Consider the following 13,982-nt stretch of genomic DNA (forward strand, 5'->3'; position numbering starts at 1 on the left):
TTACAATAAATATACCATTTACTTGAAGGAGGAATACAAATGACAAAGGGGCCAATTCAAGTTAATAATGAAATCGGTACATTAAAAACAGTGCTATTAAAACGACCAGGTAAAGAGTTAGAAAATTTAGTACCTGATCATTTAAGTGGATTGTTGTTTGACGATATTCCATATTTAAAAGTGGCGCAAGAAGAGCATGATCAATTTGCAGAAACACTTAGAAGTGAAGGGGTAGAAGTCGTTTATCTAGAACAACTTGCTGCTGAAGCGATTGAAAATGAAGATGTAAGACAGCAATTGATTGATGATATTTTATCAGAATCTCAAAAAACAATTTTAGGTCATGAGAAAGAAATTAAAACATACTTTTCAACATTATCAAATCAAGCATTAATTGAAACAATGATGTCTGGGATACGTAAAGAGGACATTCAACTTGAAACAACGCATCTAGTGGAATATTTAGATGATCGTTATCCATTCTATTTAGATCCGATGCCTAATCTATATTTTACACGTGATCCACAAGCGAGTATTGGTAGAGGTATGTCGATCAATCGTATGTATTGGCGCGCAAGACGTCGTGAATCTATTTTTATGACATATATTCTAAAATATCACCCTCGTTTTAAAGATGCAGATATACCAGTGTGGCTTGATCGTACATCACCGTTTAACATCGAAGGCGGAGACGAGCTTGTGCTTTCTAAAGACGTATTAGCTATCGGTATTTCAGAACGTACATCAGCTGAAGCCATTGAGCGACTAGCAAGAAATATATTTAAAGACGACTATACGACATTTAAAAAAGTACTTGCGATTGAAATACCTAATAGTCGTACATTTATGCATCTAGATACTGTATTTACAATGATTGATTATGACAAATTTACAGTGCATGCAGCTATTTTTAAAGAAGAGAATCACTTGAATATCTTTACAATTGAGCAAGATGAAATGAAAGATGATATTAAAATTACACACTCTAGACAGCTACGAGAAACGTTAGCCAATGCATTAGGTGTAGATAACGTAGAATTGATACCTACTGGCAATGGAGATGTCATAGACGGTGCTAGAGAACAGTGGAACGATGGATCTAATACATTATGTATTCGCCCAGGCGTTGTGGTGACATACGATAGAAACTATGTCTCTAATCAATTATTACGTGATAAAGGTATTAAAGTGATTGAAATTAAAGGCAGTGAATTAGTACGTGGTCGCGGAGGTCCAAGATGTATGAGTCAACCTTTATTTAGAGAAGATATATAATGTTTTCACGTGAAACAAGTTATAATCAAAAACGTTAGTCATTTGGCTAGCGTCTTTTTATATTAAAAAACATTCCATTAGTCTACAAAAAGTGTAAAATAGATATCATACTTATAAATTGGAAGGACGAAACAATATGGCATTTATGACTATTAATTATAAATCACCTACGATTGGGATGAATCAATCGTTTACAGCCATCGTTCCAGAAGACGATAGCTTTTTTAAACAACATGAACCTGTAAAACCATTAAAAATGTTATTACTATTACATGGTTTATCAAGTGATGCGACATCGTATATGCGTTTCACAAGTATCGAACGTTATGCAGAAGCACATCAGTTGGCAGTGATTATGCCGAATGCAGATCACAGTGGTTATGCAAATATGGCTTTTGGTCATAGCTACTATGACTATATATTAGAAATTTACAATTATGCACATCAAGTGTTACCAGTATCTAAAAAAAGAGAAGATAATTTTATTGCAGGTCATTCAATGGGGGGGTACGGAACCATGAAATTTGCTTTAACTCAAAGCCATTTATTTTCTAAAGCAGCGCCATTATCAGCAGTATTTGATGTAAAATCATTACTCGATATTGAGTGGAATGACTTTGATCCCAAAGCCATTGCCGGTGAAGCTTTAAAAGTTAAAGGTACAGAGTTAGATACCTATCACTTAGTGGATGAAGCGGTTGATAAAGGCGCAACACTTCCAGAACTTTTTATTCAATGTGGCACAGAAGACTTCTTATATGATGATAATCAACGATTTATGACATATTTAGATGAAAAAGGTATCAATTATAAATATGAAGAAGGACCTGGGGAACATGATTATGCTTTTTGGGACAAAGCAATTGAACGTACAATTGAATGGTTAGTAGAGAAATAAAAATATCCCTTTGTGAGATATTCACAGAGGGATATTTTTTTATTTATTTAATAATTTCAATAGTTAAAGGTACGACATAATCTTCGTCTTTATTCATTGCAAGAATAGCTAAAATAGTATAGACAAAACCAGCAATACCTACAACGAATAAAGTTAAGTAACCAATTAACACTACAGTTAAAACTAAACTTTCAAATTAGCGAATGCCATCGATCAACCCATCAAACATGTTGATACATCTGGTAATAATAGATAACCAAAAATAAGAAATAGATACTTTTTCTATTTCTTATTTATTAATTCATAAACTAATTTGAGTTATTATTTTGAGTATCTTAAAATAATGACAAGTATTAATTATTTTAGGTTTTTCGTGAATATAAAAGAAGCTACTCTAAATTAATAAGGAGCGTAAGTTTAGTGTACAGATATTACATCACTTCAGTCGTTATTTTTCTAGTATTTTCACTGATATGTGGTATGGCTCTTGCTGAAGATAACAGTGAGAAATTATCAGTTGTGGCAGTGGGAGATAATTTAATTCATCCTGTTGTCTATAATGATGCACAACGTTCTGATGGCTCATTTAATTTTAAACCAATGTATTCTAATATAAAGAACGATATAACTACACCTGATCTAGCTTTTGTAAATCAAGAGTCTCCGCTTGGTGGAGATGATATTCCATTTTCAGGATTTAAACGATTCAACACGCCTAGTCAAGTAGCAGGTGACATTGTTGTAACTGGTTTCGATGTGATTAATGGTGCAAATAATCACTCCTTAGATCAAGGAAATCAAGGAATTACAAATCATATACAGACTTGGAAAAAATTTGATAATGAAGTATTGTTTACAGGAATATACAATTCGAAAAAAGAGGCGAATCGTATACATACTATTTCTAAAAATGGTGTAAAAATTAGTGTATTAAGTTACACGTATGGAACAAATGATATGGTCTCAAACGATCCATATACAGTAAAGACGTTTGACGAAGCTACTATTAAACAGGATATACGAAAAGCAAAACAACAAAGCGACGTAGTCATGGTGTCGGCACACTGGGGAAATGAAAATCATCATAAACCAAATAAGACACAGAAGAAATATGCTCAATTGTTTGCAAATGAAGGTGTAGACGTCGTCATTGGTACGCATCCACATGTGATTCAACCAGTAAAGTGGGTTAAAGCAAAAAATCATCATCATAAAACGTTGGTAGCGTATTCTTTAGGTAATTTTTTAAATGGACAGTATAGTGGAGATGAAAATAATCAATTGTTAGGAAGGATAAACTTCGATGTAGTAAAAGAACCTAAAGGTGTACATATAGGGAATGTTAAATGGACAAGCATGGTCAATCATTACGAACAAGCACGTCCTACCAATAAACAAACACGACAACATTTTAAAATTTATAATCTTGATGATTACACATCGCAATTAGCACAGAAACATGGACTACAGTATGATTCAGACAGTGAATGGAATGTCAAACATTTACAGGATATTACAAAAGATGTTATCGATAATAAATTTTTAAATGAAAAAAGTTTATAAAAAAGAGCGACTAAATATGTATTAATGACATATATAGTCGCCTTTAACTCATTTATTCAAAATTGTCCCTTTTTGTGCGACAATTGTTTGATTATCTTGAACATCTTCCATTACTAAAGCTTGAGCACCAATTTTAACGTTATTACCTATTGTTATGCCACCTAATATTGTGGCTCCAGCTCCTATAAGTACGTTATTACCAATTACAGGAGTACCATGTTTACTACGTCCACCAATTGTAACGTTTTGAAGAATTTTACAATTATCCCCAATTATAGCCCTCTCATGTATTACACATCCTAAACCACTATGTGCAAATTTTGTTCCTTTACCAATTTTAACTGTTCTAGGAACATCAGTAGCAAAAATTAAACGATTCATTTGTTGCATAAGTCTAGGAATAACTGGAATATTATGTTTTTGAAGCTTAGTCATTAGAAAAATAGATTTATTCATTAAAGACACAGTCTACGACCTCCTCTACTTTATGTAAATAATAAATAAATTTTCCAAAATAATCAATAATTAAAAAAAGAGTTTGAATAAAAATTAAACACGTGAAATTTAATTTTTATTTAAAATATTTATAATAGAACTTATTAAATAAAGCTACTATGTGTTTAACTATTGACATGCATAGTAGCTTTCAATTTATTTAATTGTTCTCCCAATATCCATTATTTGTTTTGATTAGCGAATGATTTAGAGATATCACGTAGTGTTTGAGGTGCGTCATCCCATTTCATTGTGACTTCAGTGAAGTGCATGTGTTCTTGATCTTCATTTATTTCATCGAAGACAGCCTTTAAATCTTTTGAAGTCTTAACATCATGGACTTTCACGCTATCTCCACCAAATACGTTTGGTAATGCTTTGTAATCCCACATGTTGATATCATTATAGGGCTCTTCCATACCATGAATGAGACGTTCAACAGTATAACCATCATTATTAATTAAGAAAATCACAGGTTTAATATCTTGGCGAATCATTGTTGATAATTCTTGAACAGTTAATTGGAATGAACCATCACCAATTAATAAGATATTACGACGGTGTGGGTTAGCTATTTGAGAACCTAATGTAGCTGGTAATGTGTAACCAATTGAACCCCATAAAGGTTGACCAATAAATGACATATTTTTAGGTAAAGTTAAACTGTAAGCCCCAAAGAAGGATGTTCCCTGTTCTGCGATTAATATATCATCGCCACCAATAAAGTCTTGCATCATTTTAAAGTAAATATCTTGAGTTAACATATCATCAGTTAATTCATAGTCATTTGATTCTGGTTGTTGGTAAGAAGGAAATGAAGATTTATTTGTATAATCTATCGTATTTAACGCTTCTAAGAATTCAGGCAATGCAATTTCTGTATCAATCGTATCGTTTAATTTGAATAGGCGATGGTTAATCATGACCACTTCATTAATATCAAATTGATATGAAAAGCCTGCAGTAGCTGAGTCAGTTAATTTGGCACCAATATTTAAAATAGCATCGCTATGATCGACATAGTCTTTAATGTCATCTTTAGCAATTTCCCCATCATAAATACCCATATAGTGTGGGTTTTCTTCATTAAATGCCCCTTTACCTAACGATAATTGAACAACTGGAATATTCGTTTTATTGACAAATTGTTCTAATTCATCATGTAGATGAAAACTATTGATTTCATGACCTGCAATAATTAATGGTTGTTGAGCTGAACGTAATTGATCAGCCACCATATCTACATATTGAGTTACATCTTGTTGAGGTGCTTTTTCAACTTTGAATGGTTGTTCAATTTCAATGTCTGACATAGCCACATCAATAGGTAAGTGAATGTGTACTGGACGACGTTCTTGAAGCGCTGCATTGATTACTCTAGGGATTTCAGTTGTTGCATTTTCAGGCGTGATATAGGCTTGTGCTGTTGTAATCGGTTCAAACATGTGTCGATAGCTATCAAAGCGTCCTTCACCTAAAGAGTGATGCACATATTTGCCTGCCTTTTCAACAGCTCTTGTTGGTGCGCCTGTGATAGCAATGACTGGAACACGTTCTGCATATGAACCTGCAATACCATTGACGGCACTTAATTCTCCAACACCAAATGTTGTTACGAGTACGCCTAGTCCGTTCATACGTGCGTAACCATCAGCGGTATAAGCACCATTTAGTTCATTCGTTGTTCCAACCCATTCAACGCCTTTATGACTTACGATGTCATCTAAAAATGCTAGATTAAAATCTCCTGGCACACCAAATATTTTATTGACACCTGCTTCATGTACTGCATCCATTAAATATTGTCCTACACGTTGTTTCATATTCAATTCCACCTTTGTATTGCTTTTGTTTACATATATAGGATAAGCCTGGTTATAAATAAAGTCAATATTATTGACCTTTTGATGAAAGTCGTTAGAAAATTTACTATAATAATTAATAATGACTTTGAAAAGGAACGAGTGAATATGGATCGAAATAAAAATGATTATGAGCATATGCTATTTTATTTCGCTTATAAAACGTTTGTGACGACTGCAGATGAAATTATCGAAAAATATGATATGAGTCGACAACACCATCGCTTTTTATTTTTTATCAATAAATTGCCTGGTATTACGATTAAGCAGTTACTAAACACGTTAGAAATATCAAAGCAAGGGTCTCACGCGACATTGAAGAAGTTAAAAGAAGAAGGCTTAATCATTGAACAACAATCTGAAGAAGATCGCAGAGTAAAACAATTATTTCCAACACCTAAAGGAAGTAAACTAGTAGAGAAATTAAATAAAGCACAAGATGAATTAATGCAACAAACGTTCCAAAAAATTGGAAAAGATTGGTATGCGATCATGGAAGAATTATCGAATTATCGTGAAGGGTTTCAAGATATTAAACATTTAAAAGATGAAAAAGAATCATAAAAAAGAAGCTAAACGGATGTACATCGACAGTTCAACTGTTTCTATACAATTTTAAGGAGAAAATATACTGTCTATGATCAATAAAGATGAAAAGTTAATTCAACTTATTTCAAAAGAATTAAAGATATATACATTTAATGTACAACGTACGATAGGATATTTGACTGTAATAAAACCAAATAATATTGCAGATTACAATATAAAATGTTAAGGGGTCAATTAGAATTAACACTAGATCTTCGAAAATCATTTTTTAGTAATGGTGATGATTCGTCAAAAGCACGTAAAAATGAAAAAATTGGACATCAACAATGGATCATTTTACGATAGCCATAAATAATGCAATTCGAAAGTATATGTTTTAATATAGAAGAGGTTAGAGTAAAGTAGAATGTTAAGATATCACATGTTAGCGTTTTAATTTTCTAACCTTATTTCATTTATAGAAAGAAAGTAGTGTAGAATGTGGCACCACGTTATATCGCAAGAATTTATTTTATAGTGCTTTTTATTATTTCATTGTTTGTACCGCGAATACTTAACTTTATGACATTAAATCTATTCTTAGCCTATATTCCTCTAGAGCTTTGCTTACTTTTAAAGTTATTTAAACCAAAGGAAACTAAAGAGTGGCCTTTATTTATTGTATTTGCACTTATTTTTATACTATTAGTTCCCAATACGTTCTATATGGTTACAGACTTAATCCATCTTAATAATTTTAAATTCAATTTCTTAGTCAGTTTAAATTTAATTGAATGGTTTGCGTTTGCGTATTTACTGGCAGGTGTCTTTTTTGCAATCTATTGTATGATCTTTATATTTATCAGCTTAGAACATTTTACTTCTAATATATGGCTTAATCGATGCTTAGTACTGAGTTTAATGTTTCTAAATGGGATAGGCATATATGTTGGACGTTTTTTAAGATTCCATACAGTTTATCTGATTACACGACCATTAACGATTACGCATCAAGTGTTTGATGCCATCGATTTAAAAAGTGTTATTTTTATTATGCTTATGGTATTATTACAAGCCATTCTTATATTATTTGTGAAAGGAGTACGATTAATAAAATGATTCGCATACTACTCCTCTTAGTCATTGTGATTATATTACAAGTAATAATTAAGCATTTTCTTAGTGACATAGAGTTAGATTCAAAGTATAAAAATATGATTACTTATGTACCATTAGGTTTAGGATTGTTTTTTGTTCAAAATGTCTATTATGAACGTAAGTATCCACATTGGGAGGTACCACTTAAAGAAAAGCTGAATTTAAAATATATTTATCTTTTTACTTTCTTAGAGTTTGTTGCGATATATATTTGTGTATTTGTGATGAAAAATTAAATATGTTTTCAATCCCTTCTCTAAAATGACATAAATATAACGCAATTTGTTCGATTGACTTTAAAAATAATACCAAATGAGTGTATAATAGATTTAGTATAGACTTGTTTTTTGACAAAACAAATCTAATGTACGCTAAAAATTAAAAGGAGTGACAATAATGAAAAAACTTTTAGTTACAACGATTATTGGTTTTGTAGGCTATATTGCTTTCAAAAAATATCAAAACAAAGTAAACGAAATGCCAAATATTGAATATTAATAAATGAAGCCAAGAGGTTTTCTTAAATGAAAATCTCTTGGCTTTTTATATATCTTTAATATACATAAAAATTATTAAATTTAAATTAATATAGCTGAATACAATTTATCCAACGCAGATATAATTAAATAATTCTTAAAGACAAATAATGTCTACACATTATTATATAATAAATTTAATTGTCAAATAAAATACAATAGTTTACATGATATTTACATTTTTTTAAAAATGTATTGATATTAAAGTTATAAGATAAAATGTAATGGTTAAATTTAAATGTTTACATATATATTAAACTATTTAGAGATTTAAAAATATATTTATAGAAAAGCTATTGTAAAAATATTTTTTAAAATATAAAATTAGTATTGAAAAACGTTTTGGAGGTTAATATGGAAAACTCGTTAAGTTTATCAAAATTTTTAACAGCTTTAAGAAAAAATTTAAAATTACTTATTTTATTACCACTTATTTTCATTTTAATTAGTGCATTAATAACTATGTTTTTAATGAAACCAAAATACGAGGCTAATACTCAAGTATTAGTAAATCAAAAAGAAAAAAATTCGGAATTAATGGCTCAAGAAGTACAAAGTAATATTCAGTTAGTTAATACGTATTCGGAAATAGTTAAAAGTCCCCGTATTTTAGATGAAGTAGCAAAAAAAAATGATGAATTTTCTTCTTCTGATATCAAAGGAATGTTAACTGTGACTACGCAAGCACAATCACAAATTTTAAATATTAATGTGAAAAGTGATAGTAAAAATGATGCGGAAAAGATAGCTAATGATATATCAGAAGTATTTAGTGATAAAATGCCAAAAATTATGAATGTAAATAATGTTTCAGTTTTATCTTCAGCTGATGGAACTGCATCAAAAGTTTCACCAAGTTTAATACTTAATTTAGTTATTGGACTTATTTTAGGCATAATATTAGCGATTTTTATTATTATAATGAAAGAATTATTCGACAAACGAATTAAAACAGAAGAAGACGTTGAAAGAGAATTAAATATTCCTGTATTAGGTTCAATTCAAAAATTAAAATAAGGAGAAAATCTTATGGCTAAAAGAAAAAAAGAAAAACGTAAAGCATTAGAGACACCTTTATATGTAGAAGATAACCCTAAATCAATTGTTAGCGAAAAAGTAAGAGGTATTCGTTCAAATATTATGTTCTCAAATGCTGAAGAAATTAAAAGTGTGCTGATTACTTCTGAAAAACCAGCAGCTGGGAAAAGTATTGTGTCTGCAAATATTGCGATTACTTATGCACAAGCTGGATATAAAACTTTAATTATCGATGGAGATATGCGTAAACCAACACAACATTATCATTTTGAAACATCAAACTATGATGGATTATCTAATTTAATTATTGGAAATTCAGATTTTGATAAAGCAATTAGATCTACGAGAGTGAAGAATTTAGATTTACTAACATCTGGTCCCATTCCACCAAATCCTTCAGAGTTAATAGCTTCTAAAAGGTTTAAAAAGATTTTTGAACATTTACAAAAGGAATACGATTTTATTTTAATTGATACGCCACCAATCATTTCTGTTACAGATGCACAAGTATTTTTACAATATGTACCAAATTGTATGTTAATTATTGATGCTCAGAAAAATAATCGAAATGAAGTTAAAAAAGCTAAACAACTCGTTGAACAAGCCGATGGACATGTTATTGGTGCAGTACTAAATAAAACAGCTAAAGAAAAATCTTCTAGTTATTACCATTACTATGGAGATGAGATTAAATCATGATAGATATACATAATCATATTCTTATTGGTTTAGATGATGGATCAAAGAGTAAAGAAGAGACGATTTCATTGTTGAAACAAGCTAAAGGTGAGGGGATTACAGATATTATTGCTACTCCTCATCATTTAAGTCCACAATTTGATAATTATTATGAAGACATCGTACCTAAAATGGATGAAGTATTGAGTATCGATGAATTTAAAGATATAGGAATTAATATCTATCCTGGACAAGAGATAAGAATTAGTGACCAAATTTTACATCAATTAGAGAACAAGCAAATTATTGGTCTTAATCATTCTAAGTACTTATTAATCGAATTACCATCCGGACATGTCCCACATTATACAGGTCGTTTATTCTTTGAATTACAATCGAAAGGCTATGTGCCAATCATTGCACATCCAGAACGAAATAAAGAAATTAGTACCAATTTAGATGTCCTTTATGAATTAATCAATGCAGGCGCGTTAAGTCAGTTAACAACGGCTTCACTAATGGGACATCATGGGAAGAAGACGCAAAAAAAATGTATAGATATGATTGAAAATAACTTAACACATTTTGTTGCCTCAGATGCACACCATGTGGAAAAAAGACCTTTCATTATGAATCGTCTATTTGAAGAAAGAAAGTTAAAAAAATATCATGAAGAAATTCATAATTTAATGAATAATGCGAAATTTATTATAGATAATGAAGATGTACCAAAAAAACAGCCAACTCAAGAATATACACAGAAAAAACTTTTTAATTTATTTTAATCAAATTTCACATTCTAAGTGAGGAGAGTTAAGTTGGATAAATTAAGTGCAAGAGGACGGCTTTTAATTTTAATTATTATAGATTCAATTATTGTAACCCTGTCTGTATTTATTTGTTACAGTATATTAGAGCCATATTTTGAGGGCTATTCAAAGAAAATTTTAATATTCACTTCAATTATATTACTGATTTCACATCATGTATTTGCATACATATTTAACCTTTATCATCGTGCTTGGGAATATGCGAGCGTGAATGAATTATTGATTATTGTTGAAGCGGTAACGTGTTCTATTATTTCAACAATAATTATTGTACCTCTTTTTACAGGACATCCACCATTTTTTAGATTGTATTTAATTACATGGATGATGCATCTGATTCTTATAGGAGGATCAAGAATTTCATGGAGAATTGGCCGCGGATTTATAGTTGGGAAACAAAAAAAGAAAAAGCCAACACTGATAGTAGGCGCAGGTCGCGGTGGGTCACTATTAATAAGACAAATGTTACGAAGCCCGGATATGGGATTAGAACCTGTCTTAGCTGTAGATGATGATCCACAAAAGCGGAATTTAGCTATTACTGGAGGAGTTAAAGTACAGGGCACGATTAAAGATATTCCTAATCTAGTGGAAAAATATCGTATTAAAAGAATTATCATTGCTATACCTACGCTTTCACCAGCTAGATTGAAAGAAATCACTGATCTATGTAACAGTACTGGGGTTGATATCTTCAAAATGCCAAGTATAGAGTCTGTATTATCTGGAGAATTAGAGGTTAATCAATTAAAACGTGTAGAAGTTGAAGATTTACTAGGAAGAGAACCAGTAGAGTTAGATATGGCCATGATTTCAAAAGAACTAACGCATAAAACAATATTAGTCACTGGAGCCGGAGGATCTATAGGATCTGAAATATGTCGTCAAGTATGTAAATTCGAACCAGAAAGAATGATATTACTTGGACATGGTGAAAATAGTATTTATTTAATTCATCAAGAGTTAACAAAATTGTATAAAGATAAAATTGAAATTATTCCAGTCATTGCAGATGTTCAAGATGCTCAACATATTCAAGAAATAGTAGACAATTATCAACCATATGCGATTTATCATGCAGCCGCTCATAAACATGTGCCATTAATGGAATATAACCCATCGGAAGCATTTAAAAATAATGTGCTTGGGACTAGAAATGTAGCAACTGCCGCTAAAAAAGCTGGCGTGAGAAAGTTTGTCATGATTTCAACTGATAAAGCGGTTAATCCACCTAATGTCATGGGTGCATCTAAACGTATGGCTGAAATGGTCGTACAAAGTCTCAATGATGAAAATAGTAAGACCGATTTTGTAGCTGTGCGATTTGGAAATGTTTTAGGTTCAAGAGGATCTGTCATTCCATTATTTAAAAAACAAATTGTAGCTGGAGGACCTGTCACAGTGACGCATCCAGATATGACTCGTTACTTTATGACGATTCCTGAAGCATCACGACTAGTACTACAAGCTGGTGCATTAGCACAAGGTGGAGAAGTCTTCGTGCTTGATATGGGAGAACCAGTAAAGATAGTTGATTTAGCACGTAATCTAATTAGGTTAAGTGGAAAAACTGAAGATGAAATTAAAATTGAATTTTCTGGAATTCGTCCAGGTGAAAAATTATATGAAGAGTTGATGAATAAAGAGGAAGTACACCCTGAACAAGTATATGAAAAAATATATCGTGGTAAAGTCACAACAATAAACTCAAAAGAATTAGATAAAATTATATGTAATTTACAGAATAATTTTAATAAACAATTTTTAATAGATTTTGCTAACAATAAAATCGATTTTATAAATAATGATAAGGATGGTAATGAAAATGTTAAATAATACTAAAATTGGTGTAATTGGTTTAGGATACGTAGGAATGCCTTTAGCTGTAGCTTTTGCTGAAAAATTTGATGTTATTGGATTTGACATTGATAAAGAAAAAGTTGAAAAATATAATAATAATATTGATCCAACTGGTGAAGTTGGTTCTGAAGGATTAAAAAATACAACTATGAAATTTTCTTCAAATGAAGAAGACTTAAAAGATGTGAATTTCTATGTTATTACTGTTCCAACTCCAATAAAACAGGATAATACTCCTAATTTAGCACCAATTGAGGGTGCTACGGAGTTAGTAGGACGTTATTTATCAAAAGGAGATATAGTGGTTTATGAATCTACAGTTTATCCTGGAGTAACAGAAGATATTTGTATGCCTTTATTAGAAAAAATCTCTAGTTTAGAAGGTATTAAAGATTTTAAAATTGGATATTCACCAGAAAGAATTAATCCAGGGGATAAAAAGAACACAGTTAAAAATATTGTGAAAATTGTTTCGGGTATAGATGATGAAGCACTTAAAACAATTTCAGAAACATATGGTGCAATTATTGAAGCAGGAATTCATAAGGCTCCAAGTATTAAAGTTGCAGAAAGTGCTAAGGTAGTTGAAAACAGTCAAAGAGATATTAATATTGCATTTATGAATGAATTATCTCAAGTATTTAATCGTATGAATATTAATACTTTTGATGTAATTGATGCTATGAATACAAAATGGAATGCTCTAGGATTTACACCTGGATTAGTTGGAGGACATTGCATTGGTGTTGATCCATACTATTTCATCTATCAAGCAGAGAACATTGGATTTCATTCACAAATCATTGCAGCAGGTAGGAAAATAAATAATTTCATGTCTACCTTTGTAGGAGAAAATTTAATTAAAGAATTAGTTAAAAATAGAATGGCAAACAACCCTAAAGTAGTAGTATTTGGCTTAACATTCAAAGAAGATACTCCAGACTTTAGAAATTCTAAAATTATAAATATGATTGAAGAATTAAATGAATATGGAATTGAACCTTTAGTTATTGATCCATACATGGAAGCTTTTAGACCGGATTTAGAAAATATCAAAGCAACTTATACATCTAATATCGAGGAAGTTGGCAGAGATATTGATGTTTTAGTATATTCAGTAAATCATAAGCAATTTAAAGAAATCAATGATGATAAGTTCTTAAAGTTATTAAATGAAAAACATGCAATAATAGTGGATTTAAAAAATAGATTTAAGCAATATGAAAATAGTAAAGTATCTTATTGGTCATTATAAAAGAAA

General features: G+C 30.7%; 15 protein-coding genes and 1 pseudogene. 13 read left to right on the plus strand and 3 right to left on the minus strand.

Going from position 1 to position 13,982, the window contains the following annotated elements; translation table 11 throughout:
• Positions 1–39 precede the first annotated feature (39 nt).
• Positions 40–1,275 (plus strand): arginine deiminase, encoded by a 1,236-nt coding sequence (arcA, locus tag MHI13_RS01290; protein WP_054105836.1) that lies wholly within the window; start codon positions 40–42, stop codon positions 1,273–1,275.
• A 136-nt stretch (positions 1,276–1,411) separates the two neighbouring features.
• On the plus strand, positions 1,412–2,173 hold the full coding sequence (locus MHI13_RS01295) for an alpha/beta hydrolase (RefSeq protein ID WP_070519028.1): 762 nt from the start codon (positions 1,412–1,414) through the stop codon (positions 2,171–2,173).
• Positions 2,174–2,216: 43 nt separating this feature from the next.
• On the opposite strand, the pseudogene MHI13_RS01300 reads toward MHI13_RS01295, so the two are convergent.
• A pseudogene (locus MHI13_RS01300) lies at positions 2,217–2,351 on the minus strand (DUF4870 domain-containing protein); the annotation flags it as partial.
• Between the two features lie 242 nt (positions 2,352–2,593).
• Between MHI13_RS01300 and MHI13_RS01305 the strand changes: the two are divergent.
• Positions 2,594–3,736 carry a CapA family protein gene (locus MHI13_RS01305; RefSeq protein ID WP_049437053.1) on the plus strand — a complete coding sequence of 381 codons (1,143 nt, stop codon included), beginning with the start codon at positions 2,594–2,596 and terminating at the stop codon, positions 3,734–3,736.
• Positions 3,737–3,784: 48 nt separating this feature from the next.
• On the opposite strand, the gene MHI13_RS01310 is transcribed toward MHI13_RS01305, so the two are convergent.
• Both MHI13_RS01310 and MHI13_RS01315 read right to left on the minus strand, forming a co-directional pair.
• Entirely contained in the window at positions 3,785–4,192 is a 408-nt protein-coding gene (locus tag MHI13_RS01310; RefSeq protein WP_049334853.1) for a serine O-acetyltransferase, read from the minus strand.
• A gap of 221 nt (positions 4,193–4,413) precedes the next feature.
• Entirely contained in the window at positions 4,414–6,054 is a 1,641-nt protein-coding gene (locus MHI13_RS01315) for an alpha-keto acid decarboxylase family protein (protein WP_070548529.1), read from the minus strand.
• Positions 6,055–6,201: 147 nt separating this feature from the next.
• Here MHI13_RS01315 and MHI13_RS01320 point away from each other — a divergent pair, with 147 nt between their 5' ends.
• From MHI13_RS01320 to MHI13_RS01365, 10 genes are all read left to right on the plus strand, one after another.
• Positions 6,202–6,657 (plus strand): MarR family winged helix-turn-helix transcriptional regulator, encoded by a 456-nt coding sequence (locus MHI13_RS01320; RefSeq protein ID WP_070548527.1) that lies wholly within the window; start codon positions 6,202–6,204, stop codon positions 6,655–6,657.
• Positions 6,658–6,730: 73 nt separating this feature from the next.
• A complete protein-coding gene (locus MHI13_RS01325; protein WP_176743954.1) occupies positions 6,731–6,868 on the plus strand; it encodes a hypothetical protein in 138 nt (45 codons plus the stop codon).
• Between the two features lie 254 nt (positions 6,869–7,122).
• Positions 7,123–7,740: a DUF1361 domain-containing protein gene (locus MHI13_RS01330; protein WP_002449400.1), complete on the plus strand. Its 618-nt coding sequence runs from the start codon at positions 7,123–7,125 to the stop codon at positions 7,738–7,740.
• A complete protein-coding gene (locus MHI13_RS01335; protein ID WP_049334832.1) occupies positions 7,737–8,015 on the plus strand; it encodes a hypothetical protein in 279 nt (92 codons plus the stop codon). The genes MHI13_RS01330 and MHI13_RS01335 overlap by 4 nt, the downstream gene beginning before the upstream one ends.
• Before the next feature lie 160 nt (positions 8,016–8,175).
• Positions 8,176–8,277 (plus strand): SE2200 family small protein, encoded by a 102-nt coding sequence (locus tag MHI13_RS01340; RefSeq protein WP_017175470.1) that lies wholly within the window; start codon positions 8,176–8,178, stop codon positions 8,275–8,277.
• A gap of 392 nt (positions 8,278–8,669) precedes the next feature.
• Positions 8,670–9,332: a YveK family protein gene (locus MHI13_RS01345; RefSeq protein WP_054105674.1), complete on the plus strand. Its 663-nt coding sequence runs from the start codon at positions 8,670–8,672 to the stop codon at positions 9,330–9,332.
• Between the two features lie 12 nt (positions 9,333–9,344).
• Positions 9,345–10,052: a polysaccharide biosynthesis tyrosine autokinase gene (locus tag MHI13_RS01350; RefSeq protein ID WP_054105673.1), complete on the plus strand. Its 708-nt coding sequence runs from the start codon at positions 9,345–9,347 to the stop codon at positions 10,050–10,052.
• Positions 10,049–10,816 (plus strand): tyrosine-protein phosphatase, encoded by a 768-nt coding sequence (locus MHI13_RS01355; protein WP_054105672.1) that lies wholly within the window; start codon positions 10,049–10,051, stop codon positions 10,814–10,816. The genes MHI13_RS01350 and MHI13_RS01355 overlap by 4 nt, the downstream gene beginning before the upstream one ends.
• A 33-nt stretch (positions 10,817–10,849) precedes the next feature.
• Entirely contained in the window at positions 10,850–12,697 is a 1,848-nt protein-coding gene (locus tag MHI13_RS01360; protein WP_054105671.1) for a polysaccharide biosynthesis protein, read from the plus strand.
• The gene (locus MHI13_RS01365; protein ID WP_081002153.1) at positions 12,687–13,976 is read left to right on the plus strand and encodes a nucleotide sugar dehydrogenase; all 1,290 of its coding nucleotides are present in this window, start codon (positions 12,687–12,689) and stop codon (positions 13,974–13,976) included. Before MHI13_RS01360 ends, MHI13_RS01365 begins: the two co-directional genes overlap by 11 nt.
• The last annotated feature ends 6 nt before the right edge of the window (positions 13,977–13,982 follow it).

It is taken from the genome of Staphylococcus sp. FSL K6-0223 (genome assembly GCF_038008285.1).

Coding starts and splice junctions, on each gene's coding strand:
- arcA (WP_054105836.1), top strand. CDS start 40: ATGACAAAGGGGCCAATTCAAGTTAATAATGAAATCGGTACATTAAAA.
- MHI13_RS01295 (WP_070519028.1), top strand. CDS start 1,412: ATGGCATTTATGACTATTAATTATAAATCACCTACGATTGGGATGAAT.
- MHI13_RS01310 (WP_049334853.1), bottom strand. CDS start 4,192: ATGAATAAATCTATTTTTCTAATGACTAAGCTTCAAAAACATAATATT.
- MHI13_RS01315 (WP_070548529.1), bottom strand. CDS start 6,054: ATGAAACAACGTGTAGGACAATATTTAATGGATGCAGTACATGAAGCA.
- MHI13_RS01320 (WP_070548527.1), top strand. CDS start 6,202: ATGGATCGAAATAAAAATGATTATGAGCATATGCTATTTTATTTCGCT.
- MHI13_RS01325 (WP_176743954.1), top strand. CDS start 6,731: ATGATCAATAAAGATGAAAAGTTAATTCAACTTATTTCAAAAGAATTA.
- MHI13_RS01335 (WP_049334832.1), top strand. CDS start 7,737: ATGATTCGCATACTACTCCTCTTAGTCATTGTGATTATATTACAAGTA.
- MHI13_RS01340 (WP_017175470.1), top strand. CDS start 8,176: ATGAAAAAACTTTTAGTTACAACGATTATTGGTTTTGTAGGCTATATT.
- MHI13_RS01345 (WP_054105674.1), top strand. CDS start 8,670: ATGGAAAACTCGTTAAGTTTATCAAAATTTTTAACAGCTTTAAGAAAA.
- MHI13_RS01350 (WP_054105673.1), top strand. CDS start 9,345: ATGGCTAAAAGAAAAAAAGAAAAACGTAAAGCATTAGAGACACCTTTA.
- MHI13_RS01355 (WP_054105672.1), top strand. CDS start 10,049: ATGATAGATATACATAATCATATTCTTATTGGTTTAGATGATGGATCA.
- MHI13_RS01365 (WP_081002153.1), top strand. CDS start 12,687: ATGTTAAATAATACTAAAATTGGTGTAATTGGTTTAGGATACGTAGGA.